Source organism: Sphaerisporangium sp. NPDC051011 (assembly GCF_040653595.1).
Lineage (GTDB): Bacteria > Actinomycetota > Actinomycetes > Streptosporangiales > Streptosporangiaceae > Sphaerisporangium.
This window is the reverse complement of record NZ_JBFAGG010000012.1, coordinates 262,635-286,729: the sequence shown is the minus strand read 5'-3', so window position 1 is coordinate 286,729 and position 24,095 is coordinate 262,635. Positions and strand designations below refer to the sequence as shown.

The following is a 24,095-nucleotide window of genomic DNA, read 5'->3' as shown; positions in this document are numbered from 1 at the left end:
ATGGGGGACGTTTGACTCGCGCGTTACGCGTAATTGTTCATACTTCCTGAGTTGCTTCTGGCCCATGCTGAACCAACCCGCGGCGGGAGCCGTAGCAGGGGTAAGAGATCTCTAGGAAGGCGATCATGACGGATACGGAAACCACACGGCGTGCGATGATCCTCGGTGCGGGCGGCGCGGGCCTCGGCGTGGTGCTCACCGCGTGCAGCGGCTACGACTCCTCGGCCACGGTGGGCGGCGGCTCGTCGTCGGACCCGGCTCCCGCCTCCTCGTCGGCGGGCGACGCCCCGGCCGGCGCAGACTCCGCCGGGGGAGCGGGCGGCCTGGCGAAGACCAGTGACATCCCCAAGGGCGGCGGCAAGGTCTTCAAGGACCAGAACGTTGTGATCACCCAGCCCAACGACGGCGAGTTCAAGGCGTTCAGTGCCATCTGCACCCACCAGGGCTGCCCGGTCAACGCCGTGTCCGGCGGCACCATCAACTGTCCTTGCCATGGCAGCAAGTTCAGCATCTCGGACGGTTCGGTGACCGCCGGCCCGGCGAAGCAGCCGCTCGAAGAGAAGCAGCTCAAGGTCGACGGCGACTCGATCAGTCTCGCGTGACGTCGTGGCCGTGAACTAGCCGCCAGTGGCTCGGTCGCCGGGCGGGGGTGAAGGGGGCGATGCCCTTCACCCTCGCCCGTAGTCATGTCCGGGACCGAATTTCACCGGATATTTGCTGCCATATACCTTGATATCCGTATTGCGAGGTCTAACGGCGGTGTTCACCGCCTCCGGGATCGCTCCTTCCAAGGCCCCGGTCACGCGGCCTATCCGGCCGGCTTCGGAGGAAGCGGGCGTCCGTGCCCGGGGCGTGTTCCGGCCGGGGGCGGTGGCCTTGATGGTGGTGCCGTCTCCTCCGTGGACGTGGCGGCGCCGGTGATCCTCCCGTCCGGCCTCCGGACCCCCGGGTGGCGTCCGATCGCCTTATTCTGTCGGCGGGTCCGGATAGGCTTTGAGGTGTGGTGAGACCCGCGAACAGCCCCTTGAGTTTCCGGCCCGAGCCCGGGTCGATCCCCGACTGCCCGGGGGTCTACCGGTACAGGGACGCCAATGGCCGGGTCATCTATGTCGGCAAGGCCAAAAGCCTGCGCCAGCGGCTGAACTCCTACTTCGCCGACTTCGCGAGCCTGCATCCGCGCACCCAGACGATGCTCACCACCGCCGCCGGCGTCGACTGGACGGTCGTCGGCACGGAGGTCGAGGCCCTCCAGCTCGAATATTCCTGGATCAAGGAGTTCGACCCCCGATTCAACGTCAAATACCGCGACGACAAGTCCTATCCCTTCCTCGCCGTCACCATGGGGGAGGACTACCCGCGGGTTCAGGTGATGCGCGGCGCCAAGCGCAAGGGCACCCGCTATTTCGGTCCCTATTCCCACGCCTGGGCGATCCGCGAGACCGTCGACCTGCTGCTGCGCGTGTTCCCGGTGCGCACCTGCTCGGCCGGGGTGTTCAAACGCGCCGGCCAGATCGGCCGCCCCTGCCTTCTCGGCTACATCGACAAGTGCTCGGCCCCGTGCGTCGGTCGCGTCAGCGAGGAGGAACACCGCCGCCTCGCCGAGGACTTCTGCGACTTCATGGCGGGCAACACCGGCCGGTTCATCAAGCGGCTGGAGCGCGAGATGCGCGAGGCCGCGTCCGCCGAGGAGTTCGAGCGGGCAGCCCGGCTGCGCGACGACATCCAGGCGCTGCAGCGGGCGCTGGAGAAGCAGGCCGTGGTGCTCGGCGAGGGCACCGACTGCGACGTCGTCGCGCTCGCCGAAGACCCGCTGGAGGCCGCCGTCCAGGTCTTCTACGTGCGCGGCGGCCGCATCCGGGGCCAGCGCGGCTGGGTGGTCGACAAGGTCGAGGAGGCCGCGCCCGGCGAGCTCGTCGAGAACTTCCTGCTCCAGATGTACGGCGAGGCCGCGCCCGAGGCGGTGCCGCGGGAGGTCCTCGTGCCCGCCCTCCCGCCGGAGGCCGACGCGGTGGCCGAGCTCCTCGGCGAGCAGCGCGGCTCCCGGGTCGAGGTGCGGGTTCCCCGGCGTGGCGACAAGAAGACGCTCATGGAGACCGTCGAGCGCAACGCCAAGGAGTCCCTGGCCCAGCACAAACTGCGCAGGGCGAGCGACCTCACCACCCGCAGCCGCGCCCTCCAGGAGATCGCCGACGCGCTCGACCTCGACCAGGCGCCCCTGCGCATCGAGTGCTACGACGTGTCCCACCTGCAGGGTGACGACGTCGTCGCCTCGATGGTCGTGTTCGAGGACGGCCTCGCGCGCAAGAGCGAGTACCGCCGCTTCGCGATCCGCGGCACGGCCGGCCAGGGCGACGTCGCCTCGATCTACGAGGTCATCTCCCGGCGGTTCAAGCGCCACCTGGAGGAGCGCTCCTCCGTCGGCGAGCTCGACCCCGAGCCGATCGACCCCGAGACCGGCAGGCCGCGCAAGTTCGCCTATCCGCCCAACCTGGTCGTGGTCGACGGCGGCCCGGCTCAGGTGGCGGCGGCCCAGCGGGCGCTCGACGAGCTCGGCGTCGACGACGTCGCCGTCAGCGGGCTGGCCAAGCGGCTGGAGGAGGTCTGGCTTCCCGGCGACGACCAGCCGGTCATCCTGCCCCGCAGCAGCGAAGGCCTTTATCTTCTCCAGAGGGTGCGCGATGAGGCCCACCGATTCGCCATCACCTACCATCGATCCAAACGCGCGAAGTCGCTCAAAGAGAGTGCTCTGGACGAGATTCGCGGGCTCGGCGCGGCGCGCAAGCAGGCTCTGCTGAAGCGCTTCGGATCCGTCAAGCGGTTACGCGGGGCCACGGTCGACGAGATCCGCGAGGTTCCCGGCATCGGCCTGTCCACGGCCGAGGCGATCGTTGCGGCGCTGAAGGGGGAGGGCACGTGAACGAGCACACGAACCGGCACGACGACGACCACGGCACCGGGCCGTCGGCGCCGGGCGCGACGCCCGCGCCGCCGCACGGCGCCCGGGGCGTTCCGGCGTCGCCGGAGGCCGGCCAGGACGTCGTCCCGCTGCCGGGCGACCGGCCGGACGTCGGCGTGCCGCCGGCCTCCGCGGAGGGCTCCGGAACGGCGTACGGCGGTCATGGCGCGGTCCACCCGCCGGGGGAGCGGCGCGCGGCGGGGGACACCGCGTTCGTCATCGTGACCGGAATGTCCGGGGCCGGGCGCAGTACGGCGGCCAAGGCCCTGGAAGACCTCGGCTGGTTCGTCATCGACAACCTGCCGCCGGGCATGCTGTTCGCCATGGCCGAGGAGGCCGGGCGGGTCAAGCTCGCCACCGACAAGGTCGCCGCCGTCGTGGACGTGCGCAGCCTGGCGTTCACCACCGACCTCAACTCCGCCATCGAGGAACTCGAGGCGCGCGGCGTCGCCGTCCGGGTGGTGTTCCTGGAGGCCGGCGACGAAGGGCTCGTCCGCCGCTTCGAGAACGTCCGGCGTCCCCACCCGCTCCAGGGGGAGGGCCGACTGGTCGACGGCATCGCCCGCGAGCGCGGCATCCTGCGGGAGGTCCGCGCCAACGCCGACCTGGTCATCGACACGTCCTCGCTCAACGTGCACGAGCTGCGCGGGAAGATCATCTCGTTCTTCGGTGGCGAGGACCGCCCCGGCCTGCGGGTCAACGTGGTGTCCTTCGGCTTCAAGTACGGCCTGCCGGTCGACGCCGACCTGGTGGTCGACTGCCGTTTCCTGCCGAACCCCCACTGGGTGCCCGAGCTGCGCGCGATGAACGGCCTCGACACCCCCGTGCGCGACTACGTTCTCAGCCAGCCGGGCGCCAAGGAGTTCCTGGACGCCTACGAGGAGGTGCTGGGTGTCGTGGCCGCCGGATACGTCCGCGAGGGCAAGGGGTATGCCACCCTCGCCGTGGGCTGCACGGGTGGCAAGCACCGCAGCGTGGCCATGTCCGAGCAGATCGGCGCCCGGTTGCGCGAGCGCGGCATGGAAGTGCAGGTGAGCCATCGGGATGTGGGCCGCGAGTGAGCGACGAGAGCGGGGCGTCGCCGGGCACGTCCCAGGGTGAGGCCCTGGGCGGGCGCCCCGTCGATGACGCCGGGGAAGAGGGCGGCGAAGGTCCCCTCTGTCCGCCGTTCCCGCGCGCCCGCGCCCGTTGGCACGCTCTACTGCCCGCCGGGTCGATCCCCGTCGGGGCGCCCGGGCCGAGCGGGCTCTCCCCTGGTGCCGCGGTTTCCTCCGATGCGGCCGTTTCCCGCGGCCGTGCCGTCGCCTGGGGGCCTGTCGTTTCTCGCGGTGCCGCTGTCGCGTGGGGCCCGCCGTTTCTCGTCGCGCCGCCGTCGCCTGGGGGCGCGGCGTTGGCCGTGGCACGGCCTTTCCTGCTTCTCGCGGCGCTGCCGTCGCCTGGGGGCCTGCCGTCGCCGGTGGCGCGGGCTTTTCCGCCGGCCCCGCGCGTGACGCCGGGCAGGGCGTCGCCGGTGCGGGGGCCTCACGGGGGCGGCCGTCGGGTCCCGATGAGGGCGGGATGGCGGGCGCTGGGGGCGCCGGAGGGTCGGGCCCGGTGGCGGGCGGTGAGGGTGAGGGGTGGCCTCGGCGGGGCCGTCGCTCGGAACCGAGAGGAGATCGCGTGGGCCAGGGCGCCAAGGTGGTCGCGTTCGGCGGTGGGCACGGCCTGTACGCCTCTCTGTCGGCCCTGCGCAGGGTGACGAGCGAGCTGACGGCCGTGGTGACGGTCGCCGACGACGGGGGCTCCAGCGGCCGTCTGAGGCGCGAACTCGGCGTGCTCCCGCCCGGCGACCTGCGCATGGCGCTCGCGGCGCTGTGCGGGGACGACGACTGGGGCCAGACCTGGAGCAAGGTCGTCCAGCACCGCTTCCGCAGCGAGGGCGAGTTACACGGGCACGCGGTCGGTAATCTGCTGATCGTGGCGCTGTGGGAGCTGCTCGGCGATCCCGTGGCGGGCCTCGACTGGGTGGGGCGCCTGCTCGGGGCGCACGGCCGGGTGCTGCCGATGGCGTCGGTGCCGATCGACATCGAGGCCGAGGTCGAGCTGGACGGCCGGGTGACGGTCGTCCGCGGCCAGGTGGCCTGCGCGCTGACCCCGGGCAACGTCCAGGCGATCTCCCTGGTGCCCGCGGACCCGCCCGCCTGCCCCGAGGCCGTTGAGGCGGTGGCGGAGGCCGACTGGGTGGTGTTCGGCCCCGGCTCGTGGTTCACCAGCGTGATGCCGCACTTCAAGGTGCCCCGGCTCGCCGAGGCGCTGCACGGCACCTCCGCCCGCAGGGTGGTCGCGCTCAACCTCGCCCCGCAGCCCGGCGAGACCGACGGCTTCTCGGCGGGCAAACACCTGCAGGTGTTGCGCGAGCACGCCCCCGACCTGACCGTCGACGTCGTGCTGGCCGACCACCGGGCCGCCGGGGACCGCGACGAACTGGAGAAGGCCGCCGACGCCCTCGGCGCGCGGCTGGTGCTGGCCGACGTCGCCGCCTCCGACGGCTCGCCGAGACATGATGCACGACGGCTTGCCTTGGTCCTGGACGAGATTTTCCGTGGGAAGCGTTGATCCTGGTCAGCGCGCCCACGGGGTGCGAGAGACTTGCCGGGGGCCGATGGAGCCGCGTCGCCTGCCCGCCACCCACGCGTGGCGCGACGAGGCGGCTCCGACCAGAAGACGGGTCTGTATGGGGGAGGACACACGCACATGGCCATGACGGGTGTGGTGAAGGACGAGCTGAGCCGGCTCGCGGTGCTCAAGCCTTGCTGCCGCAAGGCCGAGGTGTCGACGCTGCTGCGGTTCGCGAGCGGGCTTCACCTGGTGGGCGGGCGCATCGTCATCGAGGCCGAGCTCGACACCAATGTCACCGCCCGGCGTCTGATCAAGGACATCGGCGAGGTTTTCGGGCACAAGGCCGAGGTCCTGGTGCTGGCGCCCGCCGGGCTGCGCAAGGGCTCGCGGTACGTCGTGCGGGTGTACCGCGACGGTGAGGCGCTGGCCCGCCAGACCGGCTTGATCGACAACCATGGCCGGCCGGTGCGCGGCCTGCCGCGGCAGGTGGTGTCGGGGGCGACGTGTGACGCCGAGGCGGCCTGGCGCGGCGCGTTCCTGGCCCACGGCTCCCTGACCGAGCCCGGCCGCTCGATGTCACTGGAGGTCACCTGCCCGGGCCCGGAGGCCGCGCTCGCGCTCGTCGGCTCCGCCCGGCGGCTCAAGATCCACGCCAAGGCGCGGGAGGTGCGCGGCGTCGACCGGGTGGTGGTGAGGGACGGCGACGCGATCAGCGCGCTGCTGACCCGCCTCGGCGCCCACGACAGCGTGCTGGCCTGGGAGGAACGCCGCATGCGCCGCGAGGTGCGCGCCACCGCCCACCGCCTGGCCAACTTCGACGACGCCAACCTGCGCAGGTCGGCCCGCGCCGCGGTGGCCGCGGGCGCGCGGGTGCAGCGGGCGCTGGAGATCCTCGGCGACGACGCCCCCGAGCACCTGGTGGTCGCCGGCCGGCTGCGCGTCGAGCACAAGCAGGCGTCCCTGGAGGAGCTCGGCCAGATCGCCGACCCGCCGCTGACCAAGGACGCCATCGCCGGCCGTATCCGCCGCCTGCTGGCGATGGCCGACAAACGGGCCTCCGACCTGGGCATCGCCAGCACGGACGCCAACCTGACCGCCGACATGCTCGCCCCCTGATCCGGACCGCCGCGACGGGGTCGGCCGCCGGCCGGCTGCGGACGGTGTGGCGCGACACGCCGCCGGGTCCTGAGGGACGGCAGGGACCTGGGGGAATCCGGCAGCGGTCCGAGCCCGCGCGCGGGGACCGCTCCCACGGGAGGTTCCGGGCGCGGGCGTTCGGGTGGGGATCACGGCCTTCGGGTGGCCTCGATGTGAGGCGCGGCGGCGTGGCGGAGAATTTTGATCAGGGCTTTGACCAGGGGAGACGCTATCCTTACCAAGGCCGGTGCGTGAAGGGTGGAGCCCGGTGGTCTACACCAATTGGCACCCGGTAGGGTTATCTGAGGTTTCAGCCCGCCACGACGCCGGCATGAGCCGGCGTACGACGTTCGAGGAGATCTGTTTCCGTGAGCATCCGCGTAGGCATCAACGGCTTCGGCCGTATCGGCCGCAACTTCTGGCGTGCCGTGGCGGCCAGCGGCAAGGACATCGAGGTCGTCGCCGTCAACGACCTGACCGACAACGCCACCCTCGCCCACCTGCTGAAGTACGACAGCATCCTGGGCCGCCTGCCGTACGAGGTCAAGAGCTCGGCCGATGACCTCACGGTCGACGGCAAGGCCATCAAGGTGTTCGCCGAGCGCGACCCCGCCAAGCTGCCGTGGGGCGACCTGGGTGTCGACGTCGTCCTTGAGTCCACGGGCCTGTTCACCGATGCCGCCAAGGCCAGGGTGCACGCCGAGAACGGCGCCAAGAAGGTCATCATTTCCGCGCCCGCCAAGGGTGAGGACATCACCATCGTGATGGGCGTCAACCACGACAAGTACGACGCGGCGTCGCACACGATCATCTCCAACGCCTCCTGCACCACCAACTGCCTGGCCCCCATGGCGAAGGTCATCAACGACACCTTCGGCATCGAAAAGGGCCTGATGACGACCATCCACGCCTACACCCAGGACCAGAACCTCCAGGACGGCCCGCACAAGGACCTGCGCCGCGCCCGTGCCGCCGCGCTGAACATCGTGCCGACCTCCACCGGCGCCGCCAAGGCCATCGGCCTGGTCCTGCCGGAGCTCAAGGGCAAGCTGGACGGTTTCGCGCTGCGCGTGCCGATCCCGACCGGCTCGGCCACCGACCTGACCGTCGAGGTCGCCCGCGAGACCACCGTCGAGGAGGTCAACGCGGCGCTGAAGGCCGCCGCCGAGGGCCCGCTGCGCGGCATCCTCAGCTACACCGCCGACGAGATCGTCTCCAGCGACATCGTCACCGACCCGGCGTCCTGCATCTTCGACTCCGGCCTGACCAAGGTCATCGGCAATCAGGTCAAGGTCGTCGGCTGGTACGACAACGAGTGGGGCTACTCCAACCGCCTCGGCGACCTCATCGAGCTGGTGGGTTCCCAGCTCTGATGCGGACCATCGACTCGCTTGACGTGAAGGGCCGGCGCGTCCTGGTGCGCGCCGACCTCAACGTCCCCCTCGACGGGGACACCATCACCGACGACGGCCGCATCCGCGCCTCGGTCCCGACGATCTCGTCGCTGGCCGGGCGCGGGGGGCGCGTCATCGTCTGCGCCCACCTCGGCCGTCCCAAGGGCAAGGTGGCGCCGGAGTTCTCCCTGGCCCCGGTGGCCGCCCGCCTGGGCGAGCTGCTCGGCGCCCCGGTGAAGTTCGCCTCCGACGTCGTCGGGGAATCGGCGCGCGAGATCGCCGAGGGCCTGGCCGACGGCGAGGTCGCGCTGCTGGAGAACCTGCGCTTCGAGGCGGGCGAGGAGTCCAAGGACGACGAGGCGCGCGGCGCGTTCGCCGGCAAGCTGGCCGCCCTCGCCGAGCTGTACGTCGGCGACGGGTTCGGCGCGGTCCACCGCAAGCACGCCAGCGTCTACGACGTGCCGAAGCTGCTCCCGCACGCCGCGGGCGGGCTGATCGTGGCCGAGGTCGAGGTCCTCAAGAAGCTCACCGAGGACACCGCGCGGCCGTACGCCGTGGTGCTCGGCGGCGCGAAGGTCTCCGACAAGCTCGGCGTGATCGCCAACCTGCTCGCCAAGGTCGACCGCCTGATCATCGGCGGCGGCATGGCGTACACCTTCCTCAAGGCCCAGGGCCACGAGGTCGGCAAGTCCCTGCTGCAGGAGGACCAGCTCGACAAGGTCCGGGGCTTCATCGCCGAGGCCGAGAAGCGCGGCGTCGAGCTCGTCCTGCCGGTGGACGTCCTCGCGGCGACCGAGTTCGCCCCGGACGCCGAGCACGAGGCGGTCGCGTCGACGGCGATCCCGTCCGACCGCGAGGGGCTCGACATCGGCCCGAAGACGCGCGAGCTGTTCGCCTCCAAGCTGTCCGACGCCGCGACGGTGTTCTGGAACGGCCCGATGGGCGTGTTCGAGTTCGACGCGTTCTCCGGCGGCACGCGCGCCGTGGCCGAGGCGCTGATCGCCGCGGGCGCGTTCACCGTCGTCGGTGGTGGCGACTCCGCCGCCGCCGTGCGTAAGCTCGGTCTCCCCGAGGACGGCTTCTCCCACATCTCCACCGGTGGCGGGGCCAGCCTGGAATACCTCGAGGGCAAGACCCTGCCCGGACTCGCCGCGCTGGAGGACTGAGCGACATATGAGCACCGCCCGCAAGCCGCTCATGGCCGGTAACTGGAAGATGAACCTCAACCACCTCGAGGCCATCGCGCACGTCCAGAAGCTGGCGTTCTCGCTGACCGACAAGGACTTCGACCGCGCCGAGGTGGCGGTGCTGCCGCCGTTCATCGATCTGCGCAGCGTGCAGACCCTGGTGGACGGCGACAAGCTCCGCATCGTCTACGGCGCGCAGGATCTGTCGGTCCATGACAGCGGGGCCTACACCGGGGAGATCTCCGGTTCGATGCTCGCCAAGCTCGGCTGCACGTTCGTGCTGGCCGGCCACTCCGAGCGGCGCGAGTACCACGGCGAGGACGACCACGTCGTCAACACCAAGGTGCAGGCGGCCTACCGTCACTCGCTCACGCCCATCCTGTGCGTGGGCGAGGGCCTGGCCATCCGCCAGGCCGGCGGTCACGTCGCCTACTGCCTGTCCCAGCTCGACATCGCACTGAACGGTGTCAAGACCGACCAGGCCAAGTCGCTCGTCATCGCCTACGAGCCGGTCTGGGCGATCGGCACCGGCGAGGTCGCCACGCCTGAAGACGCTCAGGAGGTCTGCGCGGCGATCCGCGTGCGACTCGCCGAGCTGTACGACGGTGAGGTGGCCGCCGCCATCCGTATCCTTTACGGTGGGTCGGTCAAGTCCGGCAACATCGCCGGCATCATGGCGCAGGCCGATGTCGACGGGGCCCTGGTCGGTGGCGCGAGCCTCGACCCGGCCGAGTTCGCCAAGATATGCCGATTTGGCGAATTGTCGGGCTAAGCTGAGCTGTTTCGGAGGTGCGAGTTGACATTACGACGTACCCTCGAAGAGATACTTTGAATCGTCACCCGGCGAAGGTCGGGCAGGTCAGGTCGCGCTACGGCGCACGTAACAGGGAACAGGTCACCGGTGACTATTGGCATCTCGATCGCCCTCATCCTGTCGAGCGCTCTCATGGTGCTGCTCGTACTGCTCCACAAGGGCAAGGGCGGAGGCCTCTCGGACCTCTTCGGAGGCGGGTTCACGTCGTCGTTCGGCGGGTCTTCGGTGGTGGAGCGGAACCTCGACCGCCTCACGATCATCACCGGCACGGTCTGGTTCGTGTGCATCATCGCGCTGGGCCTGATCCTCAAACCGTAAGCCGCCCGCCCGGGTCCGGGCCTGACAGTGATTCTTTCCCCCGCTTCAGGGCGGGGGCGATCTAGCGAGGAGTTCTTCCGTGGGTAGTGGCAACGCGATCCGTGGTAGCCGTGTCGGCGCGGGCCCGATGGGCGAGGCCGAGCGTGGCGAGGCGGCCCCTCGAGTGCGGGTCTCGTTCTGGTGCGCCAACATGCACGAGACGCGGCCGAGTTTCGCCAGCGACGCCGCCGTCCCTGAGTACTGGGACTGCCCGCGGTGCGGTCTCCCGGCCGGTCAGGACGAGTCTGCCCCGCCCGCGCCTCCGCGAAACGAGCCGTACAAGACTCACCTGGCCTACGTGAAGGAGCGGCGCAGCGACACCGACGGCGCCGCGATCCTCGCCGAGGCCCTGGAGCGGCTGCGCAGCAACAACCGCACCCTCTGGTAGACCTCGCGCCCGGCGAGCCGGGCAAGGTGTGAACGGAAGGCCCCCGCGGACGTCGCGGGGGCCTTCCGCGCCCTTGGGAGACGCGGGGAGCCGGTCAGGCGGGACGCTCGTAGACCGCCTCGCCGTCCACGAATGTCATGGCGACCCGGGTGGTCCAGATGTCCTTGGGGTCCAGCGCGTACGGGTCGCGGTCGAGCACGACCAGGTCGGCGCGCATGCCCTCGGCGATGACACCCGCCTCGTCGTCGTGGTTGATCCGGGCCGAGCCCGCCGTGTACGCCGCCATGACCGTGGCGAGGTCGAGGCTCTGCCGGGGGAGGAACGGCGTCTGGGCGGTGGGGTAGTCCGCGTGCACCGATCCTCCGGGTTCGGTGCGGTTGACCGCCACGTGCATGGCCTGGATCGGATCGGCGGAGGAGACCGGCCAGTCGCTGCCCGCGCACAGCCGGGCGCCGGTGTTCACCAGGTCGGCGAACGGGTACTGCCAGCCGGAGCGCTCCTCGCCGAGGAACGGGATGCACAGCTCGTCCATCTGCATGTGGTGGGTGGCCCACAGGGGCTGCAGGTTGGCGGTGACCTCCTGCCGGGCGAAGCGCGGGATGTCGGACGGCTCGATGATCTGCACGTGCGCGATGTGGTGGCGGTTGGCCGGGTCCGTCCCCTCCAGCGCGTTCAGGGCCTCGCGCACGGCGCGCTCGCCGATGGCGTGGAAGTGCACCTGGAACCCGCGCCGGTCCAGCTCGGCGACGTAGCCCCTCAGCAGTTCCGGGTCGACGTACGACAGGCCGCGCTGGTCGGGGCCGCAGTTGCAGTACGGCTCGATCACGGCGGCGGTGAAGTTCTCCGGGATCCCGTCCTGCATGATCTTCACCGAGCGGGCGTGGAAGCGGCCCGTGGACTTGGCGCGGCGCTCGGCCATCTCCTCGATCTGCTCGGCGCCCCGGGTGCGGTCCCACCACAGCGCGCCGACGACGCGCGCCTTCAGCCGCCCGGACGCGGCGGCGGAGATGTAGGCCGGGTACTGGTCGTCGGAGCCCGCGTACGAGCCGACGATCGCGTCCTGCCAGCCGGTGACGCCGAGCGAGAACAGGTGGGACTGGGCGTCCATCAGCGCCGCGTCGATGTCGCTCTCGGTGGGGCGCGGGGTGAGCAGACCGACCAGGTCCATGGCGCCCTCGTGCAGGACGCCGCTCGGGGTGCCGTCGGCGTCGCGCTCGATGCGGCCGTCGGCGGGGTCGGGGGTCTCGGCAGTGATCCCGGCGATCTCCAGGGCGCGGGTGTTCACCCAGGCGGCGTGGTGGTCGCGCTGGATGAGGTAGACGGGCCTGTCCACGAAGTCGATCTGCGTGCGGTGGGGGAGCCCGCCGGGGAAGGCGGACATGTCCCAGCCTCCGCCGTCGATCCACTTGTGGTCCGGGTGCGCGTCCGCGTAGGCGGCGATCTTCTCCAGGTAGGCGGGTAGACCGTAGACCGCGGAGATGTCGCACTTGGCCCGTTCGAGCCCGGCCTGCACCGGGTGGATGTGGGCGTCGACGAACCCGGGGGTGAGCAGCCTGCCGCCGAGGTCCACCGTCTCGTGCCCGGGACGCGCCTGCCGCCGGACCTCGTTCTCGTCGCCGACGGCGGCGATCCGCCCGTCGCGGACGAGCGCCGCCTCGGCGAAGCTCGGGGTGGAGTGGCCGGCGGAGCGGGTGGCCCGGGTGAACACGGGGCCGCCGCGGAAGAGCAGATCGGTCATCGAAGAATCCGGGGCCACCGCGGGGCGGGTACCCCTCCTCCTGCCTGTGGTCGGGATGGTCGGGTGATGCGACTACGTCGCCTTATCCTGCTATATCCGTCGCAAGACCGCAGCATGGCCACGGAGAACCTCGGCGATTCGCGGCGTATCCCATGGAAACGCCTGTTCGGCAACAAACTACGTAAACGAAACGGCGGGCTCATCCATGTGTAGCAGTCTTGTAACAGTCCGGCGGCACTCTGGTATCCGGACACCAGGGGGTTTTGAATGGGCTTTTTGCGGATCCGCACCACCGTGGACGAGCGGCCGGGCCGGCTGGCCTCCCTCACCGCCGCGCTCGCGGCCAAAGGCGGCAACATCCTCGGGCTGAGCGTGCAGCCCGACACCGACGGCACCGTCGACGAGTTCATCGCCGACATCCCCGCCTCCGCCGAGACCGTGCGGGAGGCGCTGGAGGCGGCCGGCGGGCGTCGTGTGCAGGTCGTCCCCGCGACGGCCCACGAGCTCACCGACGAGCCCACGCGCGTGCTGCTGCTCGCCTCCCGCCTGCGCGCCGCGCCGTGGCGGCTGCCGGAGGTGCTGGCCGACCTGCTGCGGGCCGACGACGCGCGCTGGGTGTACGGCGCGGACCTGTCCGACCTGCCGGACCCGACGCTGCTGACCGTCCCCGTGGCGCCGCGCCGGGCGATCCGCCTGCGCCGCATCGGCCTGCCGTTCACGCTCACCGAGTCCGCCCGCGCGGCGGCCCTCGTCCGCCTGGCGCAGCCGCCCGCCGAGACGATGCCCGCCGAGCGCCCCGTGACGCTCAGCGACGGCATCGAGGTGCGGGTGCGCCCGCTGACCCACCTGTACCGCGAGGCCGTCCGCGACCTGCACGACCGCTGCTCGCCCGACTCACGCCGTTTCCGGTACTTCACCTCCATGCCGTCGCTGCCGCCGCGCATGTTCGACCGGCTCTGCGACCGCGACCGCGGCCACTCGCTGGTCGCCGGGTACGACGGCCAGGTCGTCGCCATGGCCAACCTGCTGTTCAGCCCCGACCCGGGCATCGCGGAGATGGCCTTCCTGGTCGAGGACCGCTGGCAGGGGCGCGGCCTCGGCTCCACGCTGGCCCGCATGCTGCTGCAGGAGGCCCGCGACCTCGGGTTCGCGGAGGTCAAGGCCACCCTGCTCTCGGACAACGCGCGCATGCGCCGCCTGCTGCTCTCCCTCGGCGCCACCCTGGCCTATACCGAGGACCCGGGCGTGCTGGAGGCGCGGATCGCCGCGGGCGCGACGGTGCCGTTGCCCGGGCCCCTTCCCCGCCCGTCCTGAGCCTCCGGCCGCGTCAGTCGCGGCCGTAGATCACGCGGCCGGGTAGCCGGTCGCCGGCGACGCGCAGCCACGTGCGCAGGCACGCGAGGATCTCGCCGCTGCGCGCGTCTCCGGCGCGGTAGGCGATGTCCCGGTTGCCCGTGTAGTCGCGCAGGTCTGCGTACGGCCGGATCTCCAGCACCTTGACCTCGGTGTCCACCCCGGCGTCCCGCGCCCGCCGGACGTGGTCCTCCAGCAGGCGCCGGGAGCGGTCGGCCACGCCTCCCCACCAGCTTCGCGGATGGGCGGGCGGGCGGTGGACGAGCGAGCAGATCGCCTCGTCCACCAGCCGGTGCGCCCGCAGCGCGGCGGGGGACGCCTCACCGGCGGCGGCCACGGTGGTGGCCATGGTGGCCAGCCGCCGCGTCAGCTCGGTCCGGTAGGCGCTCCACGTCCGCGGGTCGTCCAGCGGGTGCAGCCCCGACGTGCGCAGCCCCTCCAGCGCGTGGCACGTGGCCGGGTCGACCTGGGAGATCCGCACGACCCGCGTGGCCAGCACGGCGAGCCCGTCCCCGACGCCGCCGCCCGGCGCCCGGGCGATGGACGGGTCCGCCGGGCACTCCGGCGTCTCCCTGATGCCCGGCGTGGCCAGGGCGGGCGCCGGCTCGACCAGCACGCGGTGCTCGGGCCCGGGCAGCTCCAGCCACGTCGCGGCCCCCGCGCCGGACAGGTGCACGTCGCGGACCGCGCACGCCCGGACGCGCCAGTCGTCGGCGACCGCCGGGTCCAGCCGCAGGCACGCCGTCCACAGCGCCCGCCAGGTGTCGACGTCCGCCTGCTTGGCCACCGTCGACCGGCCGAGGTGGTCCGCCACCCGGGGGTCGGCCATGAACGCGCGGGCCAGCTCGCCGAGGGGAGTGATGCCCGGGTCCGCCATGTGCCGCCGCGCGGGCGCCGCGGGCGGCGAGGGGGACGGGGACCGCGCCGCCGGCGGGCCGGACAGCAGCGTGGTGAGCTCCTCCGCGAGGGCGGCGCAGGCCGCGCGGGCCGGGTCCTCGGGGGAGGCGGACCGCACGCCCGACACCAGCGCGGCGTGCGTCCCGGTCAGTACCGCCCGGGCCAGCGTCGCCAGGGCCGAGTCCGGGGTGTCGAGCACCGCGCGCAGGTGCTCCTCCAGCCGGCCGCCGGCGTCCGCCATCAGTGCACTCCGGCGAACGGGTCGTAGGCCTCGCGGTAGTCCAGGTCGCCGGAGAACATGTGCGCGCGGTACACCGTGCCCGGTACGTTCTCGACCTCCCGCAGGCCGGAGGCGGTCCGGAACGGCGGGTCGCCCCGGTGCACGCGCAGGTGACCGCGTTCGTCCAGGCTCACGGTGAACCGCGGGGACACACCGGGGACGTCCCGGCCCGTGACCTGGTCCAGCGACACGGTCGCGATCAGCGTGTCCCCGGACGGATCGGGTGCGCCGTCCATCGGGGCCGCCGCGTGCGGGCGCAGGTAGAACCGCCAGCCGTACGGCGCGGGCGGGGGCAGCTCGGTGAACACGCCGCGGAAGACCGTCGCGTCCGGCCCGGACTCGGTGACGAACGAGCTGGTGAACAGCCCGTCGGCGTCGCCCAGGTCGAACAGGGGCCTGCCCACGCCGTCCGTCATGCTGCCCGGGATGCCGGGATTGACGACGATCGAGGCGGGCGTGCCCAGGAACCCGTGCTCGGAGGGCATGTCGAGGGAGGCGTGCCGCCCGGACCCGACGGCGTAGTGCGGCGCGTCGCCCCGGCACAGCAGGACGTGCATGTCCATGTCGGTGTCGGCCTCGATCATCGCGCGGATCTCGGTGCGCCAGACCTCCTCGGAGTAGGAGAAGCCCGGCTCGGGGTTGGCCTGCAGGTAGTCGGCGACGCGGAAGAACGTCCAGTACACCGGCTCGCTCGTGCTCTTCTGCCGGTACACCTGGAAGCTCTCGGTCAGGCCGATCCACCGGTCGTTGCGGATGATGAGCTGCCCGTCGCCGCCCAGCAGGGGCAGGCGGTCGCCGGAGGCGAACAGGTGGGTGGTGCCCGCGCTGCCGCTTCCGGTCTGGCCGCCCGCGGTGAAGGTGCCGCGCAGGAAGAAGAACAGGTTCTCCACGTCGATCTGCAGCCACACCGCGCCGCGCCGCAGGTGGTCCTCCACCTCGCGAGGGTCGGGGTGGATCTCCTGCCGCAGGCTCTCGGCCCAGCACGAGCCGATGGACGCGGCGTGCTTGGCGTACTCGTCCTCGATCCAGACGCTGCTCGGATCCCACTTGATCTGCCGCCGCTCGTCGGGCTGCCGTTCCGAGAAGGCGGTGATCAGCTCCTCCCTGACCAGGTTCATCCGCGAGCTGCGCCCGGTGAAGATGACCCGGTCCAGCGTGGCGTCGTGCCGTTCGGTGAGCTGGCCGCGCACCAGGTCGGCGGCCAGGCGCATGATGTCGGCGAGCACCGGGCGGATCAGCGCGGCGAAGTCCTCGTGCTGGAGTTCCTCCTCGGGGTCGCCGGTCGCGACGTACCCGAGCGCGCTCATGATCTGGTCGACGTCCTCGCGGGGAAGCGGGTACGGCCGCTCGCCGCCGAGGGCGATCTTCGCGGTCTCGGCCAGGTCCCACAGCAGGTCGAACGCCTGCCGCGCCTGCTCGGCCTCGGCGCCGTCCTTGTCCTTCCACTGCGTCGGCACCAGGAGCTGGACGTTCTCACGGGCCGTCTCGCGCGTGCCGGGCTTGGGGCTCAGCATGGCCTTCAGCAGCGACCCGGGGACGTACCGGCCGGAGGAGTCCTTGAAGCGGTCGTCGAAGACGCCGATCACCTTGCGTGGATCCGGCCCGTGCCCCGCGGGCCCGTTCCCGCCGGAGATCCTGATGATGCGCTCGGCGATCACCGCCTTCAGCCAGTTGAAGACGAGGAGCGTGAGGTAGTCGCCGCCGCGCTGCGTCTCTCCCGTGGTGCCGAGCAGCCAGGGCGTGAGCCGGTAGTAGCGGCCGTAGTGCGGGTCGCCGTCCGCCCCCGCCGCCGGGGTGCGGTCGGCGAGCTCCAGCCTCAGCAGCGCGATGTCGGTCGTCCCGCCGCCGATGTCGACGATCAGGACGTGCTGCTCCCACTCGGCCCGGTTCGCGTTCTCGCGCGGCGGCAGCACCGGCCGGCTGCGCGCGGCGAACGCCTCGACGCTCAGGTCGAAGACGCCGCCGAACTCCCGCATCAGGAAGAACATGGCCGCGCCGACGGCCTCGTCGAAGCGGGTGATGACCCGGCCGACGCCGCCCGCCTCCACCATCTTGTGCAGCGCCTGCCGCACCCGCGGCGGCGACATCGTCGGGTAGGTGACCAGGACGTTGTTCACCTCGCCCGGCGCGAAGCCCTCGCTGTTGCGGCGCCGGGCGAGGTAGCCGTCGGTGCGCCTGAGCATGTCGCCGAGGACGCCCGCGATGAGGTCCTCGACGGCGAACTCGTCGCCGGGCCCGGTGCGCGCGTCCGGCCGGCCCAGCCGCTGCTTGAGCCCGCGGTGCTCGCGCCTGGCGTCCTGGTCGGCGTCGTCCCCCTCGGACGGCGGCAGCATGGAGACGGTCAGCGGACGCCTGCGGACGACGTAGGCGGCGCTTCTCAGCTCGTTGGCGCGCGTGGACGGGTCCAGCTCGACGCGGAACAGGCGCAGGCTGTCCAGGGGCGGCTCGCGGAAGGCCGCGTCGTAGGCGTCGCTGAGGCGGTTGGTGAGGACGCGGCGCAGGTGGGGCGAGCACAGCGGCCGCGAGCGTTCGAGCTCCAGGATGAGCCTGTCGCCGATCGTCACGTCGGTGTCCGAGCGCAGCAGGGCCACCAGGCGCTCGGCCGACGGCGTCGCGGCGCCGTCCATGCCGGGACGTAGCAGGCGTTCGGCGAGCTTCTGCACGAAGCCGCCCCATTCCGTGCTCAGGGCCGGGTTGCCGCCGCCCAGGTCGCTCTGCAGCAGCGACGCCAGCTCGCCCGCCAGCCGGCGCTGCTGCTGGGGGGAGAACAGCATCCAGTCCCTGCGGCCGATGTCGTACAGCGTCGCCGTCGAGCTGGAGGTGCCGAAGTCCAGCGCGACCAGGCCCGGGTGCGGCTGCCGGACGCGCCGGCGGGTCGCCTCCCGATCCTCCGGTTCGGGGCGGGGACCGGGGAACTCGTGGGCGCGCGTGTCCCCGTCCCGGGCCGGCGGAGGGGCGTCCTGGACGGGCGCGTGGACGTCCTGGACGGGTGCCCGCGCCGCCTGGGCGTCCACGGGCGGGGGCGGAGCCTCCCAGGTCCGAGGGCGGGTGAACGGCTGCGTCACCGGCTCCACGTCGTCCACCCACGCCTCCGGTTCCGGTCGCCCGTCCTGTCGCGGCGGGCGGTCGGAGGTGGTGTGGTCCCGGGAGAACTCGCTCCAGTCCGACCAACGGCCTGACCGGTCACCGGCGTCCGGACGTTCCTCACGCATGCGCGCCCTCCCTGCCCTCGCCCGACTCGCGTTCCGCAATGATCTCCGAGAGCTTGTCCGGCCAGACGAGGCGGGAGCCGATCTCGGCCAGCCGCCGGTCCAGCACGCGGCACGCGCGCGTCTGCAGCGCCGCCAGGTGCTGGCCCACGTGCCCGGACGCGGCCTCGCCCAGATCGCGCCGGAGCCGGAAGACCTGGATCATGTCGCAGTACTCCCGCTTGCCACGCCGCGGCGAGCCCGGATGCCAGGCCAGCGACCGCGCCGGGTCGAACGGGAACGAGGCGTCCAGGTCCCGCGCCTCGGGCGGGCTCACCGACGCCAGCCGTCCCTCCACGCGCGTGACCAGCGCCTTCTCGCCGAGCAGCCAGTCGAGGGACTGGAAGAGCGCGAGCACGTACTGCGCCGCCGGGTCGCGCCGCGCCTCCTCGGCGGCCAGCGCGCGCAGGGGCTCGTCCAGCACATCCTCCACGACCAGCCGTTCCTCGGCGAACACGCGCCGCCAGCCTCCGACCCAGTCGGTCACCGCCCGGGTCAGCCGCTCGCCGACGCTGCCGTACAGGGAACGGCAGGTGTCCTGGTACGGCTCCAGGAAGTCCCGCACGTTGACCGGCGCGGTGGGCAGAGGGATGAGCGGCTCGTCGTCCTCGTCATCGAAGTCGTCGAAGTCGCCTAAATCGCCGAAATCGTCGTCGGGGCCGCCGCCCGGGACGTCGCGGACGACGATCATGCCGTTGTCCACGGAGCCGAGCAGGACCAGCCAGAGCGGCCACTCGGCGACGCCGTTCGCCGCGTCCTGGCGGATCCGGTCGAACAGGGACGGCGCGCCGTCGGGGCGGTGGCGCGGGTCGCCGAGGGTTCCCCACAGCTCGGCGCGCATGTCACTGACGTGGTTGGACAGGGACGACACCGCGGCGCGCAGCCGGGCGGCCGTCTCGCGCTCGGTGACCTCCAGCGGGCCGAGGCGCGCCTGGATCTTCTCCAGCTCGCGCTCGTGCTCGGCGAGCGTCGCGACGTCCCGGCCGAGCCCGCGGACGTGCAGGTCCAGGCCGCGGCCCCGGGCGTGGGCGAACAGCTTGGCCTTGAGACGGGCGATCCCGCCGTCCTCGGTGAAGGCCCGCAGCGCCGCGCCGGCCTCGCCCGGAGGGAAGCCGACCCGCGCCCAGCCGGCGGCCTTCTCGCGGGCCTCGTCCACCTCCTTGCGCAGGGCGAGCTTGGCGACGACGTCCTTGGCCCACTGCTCGGTCAGGCCGTCCTCGGCGGCCCGCGCGAGCGAGACCAGGGAGGAGATGACCAGGACGCGGTCGTCCCTGCCGGGCGGCAGCAGCTCTCTGGCGGCGGTGAAGACGCCCCGGATGTCGCCGGCGGCGTCGAACAGCTGCTGTTCGGTCGGCGGCGAGGGCAGCAGGGACGTGCGCTCGTCGTCGGCGAGCAGGCGCCAGGGCAGCCCTTGCAGGCCGTCGAACTTGCCGGCCGCCGCGAACAGGCAGTCCTCGAAGTCCTCGGGCAGGCGGCCGGAATGGTAGATGAGGTTGTTGAGCGTGAGCCGCTCGGCGGTGCGGGCGCGGTCGGCGCTGAACATCACCAGGGCCACCGTCACGGCGCCGATCTCCAGCGTCGTCAGGAACTCGTGCCGGGCCCAGTCCTCGCCGCCGCCCCGGCCGGGCACGTCGACGAACTCGATCTCGGCGCCGTGCAGCTCGGCGAGGTTCCACGTGGCGACCGGGACCGCCACCTCCAGCACCAGGCGGCGCACCATGGCGCGGCGCACGCCGATCGCGGCCGTGGCCGTACGGGGGCCGTCCCTGCCCTCCGCCTGGGTGAGCAGTTCCGTCAAGGCCGCCTGGTCGAGATCTTCGGCGGTGCCGGGGGAGACGGCCGCCAGGGCGTCCCGCAGCTTGCCGACCTCGGCGAGCAGGGCGGGCAGAGAGCTGTTCGGGCGGGCGGCCGACTGCTCGCTCAGGAACGTCTGGAGCGCGGGCAGCGACCGCGGCTCGTGCGGCAGCGTCCGGAGCAGGACGGACTCGTCCTTGGGCACATTGGCCTGGTCGGCCGCCTCGGCGGCGTGGTTGAGGAGCTGGGTGATGTAGGCGGACAGCTCCGCGTCGCTCAGGTACTCGGCCCGGGCGCCGGTGATCTCGGCGACGTCCCCGTCGCTCTGCGTCAGCCGGAGCACGGCCACGTTGGCGGTCGTCGCCTGATTGTGCACGGGGAGCAGGAGCGGGTTGCCGAGGACGGTGCCGAGGAGGAGGGATTTGCCGACGGAGAACCCGCCGAATAACCCAATTCTTACCCGTTTGTCCGAGTTTTCGATAATCTTGCCGGCCAGTTTCTCGGCCGCGAGCCGGAGCGCGTCCAGTTCCGGGTGGGCCGGGACCCGCCCCAGCCGCAGGAGCGCCTCCTCGGCGAAAATTCGCAGCTCAGGAAGGTCTCCGCCGTGCGTCTCAGGCATGGGTCATCGGCGCCTTCCTGGTCTCCCGGCTATGTGTGACGGCACAGAGCACCCCAAATGGTTCGGTGCGTCGGGAACAGGCGCGACCGGTTCCCGTGCCGTGCGCACCGGGATTTCCAGCCCCACCCTTTCCCCTCCGATGATAGATCGCGTCGTGACTTGGACCGTTTCATAACCTATGTGGTCCGAGGTGTACGCGCGCTTCCCGCACGAGCCGCCCCGTGCGCCGGGCGGTGGGCGTTTTCAGGAGGAAATTCCTTTTCGGTTCATCGGGGGCAGATGTGCGCACCGTCTGTCCAGGTCGGTTCGACGGTGCGCACGCCTGCGGGTTCGTACGGAACGGACGGGGGATCAGGAAGTTCTGGTGAGGGGGAGGCCGGTGAGGAGGTGGTCACGCAGGGCGGGGCCACGGATGCCGATCTCGGGGAGGTCGTCGGGACCCGGGGCTCCGGTGATCAGCAGTTCGGGGACCAGGAGGCTGCTGAGCGGGGCATCGGGCGCCGGGTCGACGAGACCGCCGATGGGGGCGGTGGGGAGGTCGAGGTAGGCGGGGGCGAGAGTCCTGCCGTGCAGGGTGCCGGCGACCAGGTCGGGGCAGAACTCGTTCCAGAAGATCGTCACGGTGGTGCGCAGGTCGCCGTGGAGCATCACCAGCTTCTCGGTCATGTCGCCGACGAAGGTCTCCGCCGTCACGTGACCGAGCACGATCAGCTTCGTGTCGCCCGCCAGGTAGATGTTCTTCGCCCGAAGATCCCCCAGGACGATCAGCGCGGCGGCCCCGTCGTCCACGTCGGTGATGTTGCCGTCCACGGTCAGGTCGCCGTCCACGACGTACCCGGTGGCAGCGTCGGGCGTGTCCTCCTGCCACGGGGTCCGCTCGTGCTCGTCGAGGGGGAGCTCCCCGGTCACCGAGACGGGACCGGGCACCAGGATGTACTCCTCTTCGTACAGGTTCTCGTACGTCCCCTCCGGCAGGCCGCGCCGCTCGAACAGGTCCACCGCATCGCCCCAGGCGAGGTAACTGCTTCGCATGCGCGTGACCGTAACAGGTACCCACGACAAACCCCGCCCGGAGATCTCGACTCCGGGTGATCGAGCGGCCCGCGCCCGGAAACGACCGGCCCGCCCTCGGGGATCGACCGGCTCGGTTTCTCGAGAATGATCGCCCTTTTTCATGACCCGCGAATATCGGCGTGAAGAGCGCTGATCTTGTTTCGCCCGGCCCGTGGGCTTCTCCCCGGAGCTTCGCACCTCGCCGTTACCAGGGACGCACGTCCGGGCGGGGACAGGTCATCGGACACGGACCCGGGACTGCCCTGTCGTCGGCGACACCACCGACCCCCTCTCCAAGAGCGTCCAGTCCACGCACGCGACCTCGTGTCGCACCTTCACCTGGGAAGTGCCTCTGGTCTCAGTGGAGACAAGGACCTAGACAATCCTCATTCTTGCTGGTCAGAGCGCTTTCTGCTTTCCTGGCCACCTACCGGACAGCCCGCCTCATGAAAGCGCGAGGCTAGGGCCCTCGGCCGCGAGCGGAAGACTGCGCAGTGACAGTGCGCTCGGCGCCGGCAATGGCTCGCGGGCCGCTTGGGCGCGGAACGACTGGAGCAGGTACGCCACCAGACGCTGGGACGCCGCACGATCGCCCGGCAGCGCGGTGACCAGGCCGCAGTGGGACAACAGGGCCACGGCGAGGTCGGAAGGGTGGAAGTCGGCTCGCAGCGAGCCCGCCGTCTGAGCCCTGCGGACCAGGGTCACGAAGTCCCGCTCGGCCCGTTCCCGTACCCGCGCGTGTTCTCGCGAGCTGTCCGGAAAGGCGGCGACGAACGCGGCCGGGAAGCCTCGTTCCTCCCGTTGCATTGCGCAGATCGTCTCGAACAGCCGCTGGAAGCCCCGCCAGGGATCGGGGTCGGACAGCGCCTCGGTGAGCGCTCGGGCGCAGGTGTCCAGCTGGTGCGCGAACGCCGCCCGCACCAGGGCGTCCCGGGTCGGGAAACGCCGGTAGAGGGTCGCCACGCCGACGCCCGCCCGTCGGGCCACGGTCGCCATGGGCGCGTCGATGCCGTGCTCGGCGAAGACCGCGCGGGCGGCCGAGAGGATGCGCCGCCGATTGCGCTCGGCGTCCGCCCGCAGCCCGTTCCGACCCGCGATCCGAGAGGATTCCCCCACCATTGTCTCTCACCTCCGGCTCAATTGGACGATCTCGTCCGGTTGGCAGCTTACGCTCGGTGCCCAGATCCCCCCGCACGACCGCTGACTGTCGAGGTGAGAACGATGGACGCCCCCGAAATGAAAGCTGTACTGTTCGACCGCTTCGGCGGCCCCGAGGTGCTGTACGTGGGTCGGGTGCCACGTCCCGGACCGGCCCCCGGAGAGGTGCTCGTGCGGGTGCGCGCGTTCAGCGTGAACAGCGGCGAACTGTTGGCCCGCTCCGGCCGGTCCCGCCTCCTCACCGGCCGGAAGTTCCCGCAGGGCATCGGACAGGACTTCACCGGCGAGGTCGCCGCACTAGGCACCGGCGCGATCGGCGTCGCGGTCGGCGACCAGGTGTGGGGCATCGTGGGCCGCGTCTCCGGATTTCGCAGCGCCGCCGAGTACGTGACGGTACGGCCCGAGCGGCTCGGCCGGGTGCCGGACGGGCTGGACCTCGTGGCCGCTGCCGCGCTGCCGGTGACGGCCACCACGGCCGTCACGGCCCTGCGCGACAAGGCCGCGCTGCGCCCAGGCGAACGGCTGCTGATACGGGGCGCGGCGGGCGGTGTCGGCAACGCCGCCGTCCAGTTGGGACAGGCGTACGGCGCCGAGGTCACGGCGCTGACCCGGGCCGCCAACCTCGATTTCGTCCGCACGCTCGGTGCGCACCACGCCGTCGACCACCGGACCGTGTCCCCGGCGGAACTGGGCCTGTTCGACGTGGTCCTCGACACGGTGGGCACCGACCTTAGTACCTTCCGGCGGCTGCTGAGGCCCGGCGGACGCATGGTCACCGTCGCCGTCGACCTGACGCGGCCCGCCGCCTGGCTGGGCTCCATCGCGGCGAGCGCCGTACATGGTCGTGGCAGGGTGCGCTTCTTCAGCGGCAACCCCCGACGTGCTCTCCTCGACGACCTCGCCCGCCTGGTGGGGAAGGGGAAGATGCGGCCGGTGGTGGACACGGTCTTCCCCCTGGAGGAGACAGCGGCGGCGCACCGCGCACTGGAGGCGGGCGGGGTGCGGGGCAAGTACGTGGTCAGGGTCGACTAGGGTCTGTCGTTTGGATCGGCCCGGCTGCGGCCGACGGGACTGTTCGGCCGACCCGAGCGGGGTCTGGTGCGTGCAGCTGCAAGGTTTACCTT

Annotated in this window: 18 protein-coding genes; 12 read left to right on the top strand and 6 right to left on the bottom strand. The window is 71.8% G+C overall.

Going from position 1 to position 24,095, the window contains the following annotated elements; genetic code table 11:
* The first annotated feature begins 125 nt into the window (after positions 1 to 125).
* The 10 genes from AB0H21_RS27605 (at position 126) to AB0H21_RS27560 (ending at position 10,831) form a co-directional block, all read left to right on the top strand.
* Positions 126 to 602 (top strand): Rieske (2Fe-2S) protein, encoded by a 477-nt coding sequence (locus tag AB0H21_RS27605; protein WP_358521960.1) that lies wholly within the window; start codon positions 126 to 128, stop codon positions 600 to 602.
* A gap of 422 nt (positions 603 to 1,024) precedes the next feature.
* Entirely contained in the window at positions 1,025 to 2,917 is a 1,893-nt protein-coding gene (gene uvrC, locus AB0H21_RS27600; RefSeq protein WP_358522048.1) for an excinuclease ABC subunit UvrC, read from the top strand.
* A gap of 257 nt (positions 2,918 to 3,174) precedes the next feature.
* On the top strand, positions 3,175 to 4,017 hold the full coding sequence (gene rapZ, locus AB0H21_RS27595) for an RNase adapter RapZ (protein WP_358522045.1): 843 nt from the start codon (positions 3,175 to 3,177) through the stop codon (positions 4,015 to 4,017).
* A gap of 598 nt (positions 4,018 to 4,615) precedes the next feature.
* Positions 4,616 to 5,551 (top strand): uridine diphosphate-N-acetylglucosamine-binding protein YvcK, encoded by a 936-nt coding sequence (gene yvcK, locus AB0H21_RS27590; RefSeq protein WP_358521957.1) that lies wholly within the window; start codon positions 4,616 to 4,618, stop codon positions 5,549 to 5,551.
* Positions 5,552 to 5,689: 138 nt separating this feature from the next.
* Complete coding sequence (gene whiA, locus AB0H21_RS27585) at positions 5,690 to 6,670, top strand: DNA-binding protein WhiA (RefSeq protein WP_114030119.1); 981 nt, start codon at positions 5,690 to 5,692, stop codon at positions 6,668 to 6,670.
* A 389-nt stretch (positions 6,671 to 7,059) separates the two neighbouring features.
* On the top strand, positions 7,060 to 8,064 hold the full coding sequence (gene gap, locus AB0H21_RS27580; protein ID WP_358521954.1) for a type I glyceraldehyde-3-phosphate dehydrogenase: 1,005 nt from the start codon (positions 7,060 to 7,062) through the stop codon (positions 8,062 to 8,064).
* The gene (locus AB0H21_RS27575) at positions 8,064 to 9,251 is read left to right on the top strand and encodes a phosphoglycerate kinase (protein WP_358521951.1); all 1,188 of its coding nucleotides are present in this window, start codon (positions 8,064 to 8,066) and stop codon (positions 9,249 to 9,251) included. The genes gap and AB0H21_RS27575 overlap by 1 nt, the downstream gene beginning before the upstream one ends.
* A gap of 7 nt (positions 9,252 to 9,258) precedes the next feature.
* Positions 9,259 to 10,044 (top strand): triose-phosphate isomerase, encoded by a 786-nt coding sequence (gene tpiA, locus AB0H21_RS27570; RefSeq protein WP_358521948.1) that lies wholly within the window; start codon positions 9,259 to 9,261, stop codon positions 10,042 to 10,044.
* Positions 10,045 to 10,173: 129 nt separating this feature from the next.
* Entirely contained in the window at positions 10,174 to 10,404 is a 231-nt protein-coding gene (secG, locus tag AB0H21_RS27565) for a preprotein translocase subunit SecG (protein WP_184883768.1), read from the top strand.
* Between the two features lie 79 nt (positions 10,405 to 10,483).
* Positions 10,484 to 10,831 carry an RNA polymerase-binding protein RbpA gene (locus tag AB0H21_RS27560; protein ID WP_358521945.1) on the top strand — a complete coding sequence of 116 codons (348 nt, stop codon included), beginning with the start codon at positions 10,484 to 10,486 and terminating at the stop codon, positions 10,829 to 10,831.
* 94 nt (positions 10,832 to 10,925) lie between these two features.
* On the opposite strand, the gene AB0H21_RS27555 is transcribed toward AB0H21_RS27560, so the two are convergent.
* On the bottom strand, positions 10,926 to 12,569 hold the full coding sequence (locus tag AB0H21_RS27555) for an amidohydrolase (RefSeq protein WP_358521943.1): 1,644 nt from the start codon (positions 12,567 to 12,569) through the stop codon (positions 10,926 to 10,928).
* Positions 12,570 to 12,836: 267 nt separating this feature from the next.
* Between AB0H21_RS27555 and AB0H21_RS27550 the strand changes: the two genes are divergently transcribed.
* Complete coding sequence (locus tag AB0H21_RS27550) at positions 12,837 to 13,883, top strand: GNAT family N-acetyltransferase (protein WP_358521940.1); 1,047 nt, start codon at positions 12,837 to 12,839, stop codon at positions 13,881 to 13,883.
* Positions 13,884 to 13,896: 13 nt separating this feature from the next.
* Here AB0H21_RS27550 and AB0H21_RS27545 read toward each other — a convergent pair whose 3' ends face one another.
* The 5 genes from AB0H21_RS27545 to AB0H21_RS27525 all read right to left on the bottom strand — a co-directional run bounded on the left by AB0H21_RS27545 (position 13,897) and on the right by AB0H21_RS27525 (position 22,932).
* Positions 13,897 to 15,060 (bottom strand): hypothetical protein, encoded by a 1,164-nt coding sequence (locus AB0H21_RS27545; RefSeq protein ID WP_358521938.1) that lies wholly within the window; start codon positions 15,058 to 15,060, stop codon positions 13,897 to 13,899.
* Positions 15,060 to 18,311, bottom strand: a complete 3,252-nt coding sequence (locus AB0H21_RS27540; RefSeq protein WP_358521935.1) for a hypothetical protein — start codon at positions 18,309 to 18,311, stop codon at positions 15,060 to 15,062. Before AB0H21_RS27540 ends, AB0H21_RS27545 begins: the two co-directional genes overlap by 1 nt.
* Positions 18,304 to 20,760 (bottom strand): dynamin family protein, encoded by a 2,457-nt coding sequence (locus AB0H21_RS27535; RefSeq protein ID WP_358521933.1) that lies wholly within the window; start codon positions 20,758 to 20,760, stop codon positions 18,304 to 18,306. The genes AB0H21_RS27540 and AB0H21_RS27535 overlap by 8 nt, the downstream gene beginning before the upstream one ends.
* A gap of 351 nt (positions 20,761 to 21,111) precedes the next feature.
* Complete coding sequence (locus AB0H21_RS27530) at positions 21,112 to 21,792, bottom strand: hypothetical protein (protein WP_358521931.1); 681 nt, start codon at positions 21,790 to 21,792, stop codon at positions 21,112 to 21,114.
* Between the two features lie 465 nt (positions 21,793 to 22,257).
* A complete protein-coding gene (locus AB0H21_RS27525) occupies positions 22,258 to 22,932 on the bottom strand; it encodes a helix-turn-helix domain-containing protein (RefSeq protein WP_358521928.1) in 675 nt (224 codons plus the stop codon).
* Positions 22,933 to 23,049: 117 nt separating this feature from the next.
* Here AB0H21_RS27525 and AB0H21_RS27520 point away from each other — a divergent pair, with 117 nt between their 5' ends.
* Complete coding sequence (locus AB0H21_RS27520; RefSeq protein ID WP_358521925.1) at positions 23,050 to 24,003, top strand: NAD(P)-dependent alcohol dehydrogenase; 954 nt, start codon at positions 23,050 to 23,052, stop codon at positions 24,001 to 24,003.
* Positions 24,004 to 24,095: the final 92 nt, after the last annotated feature.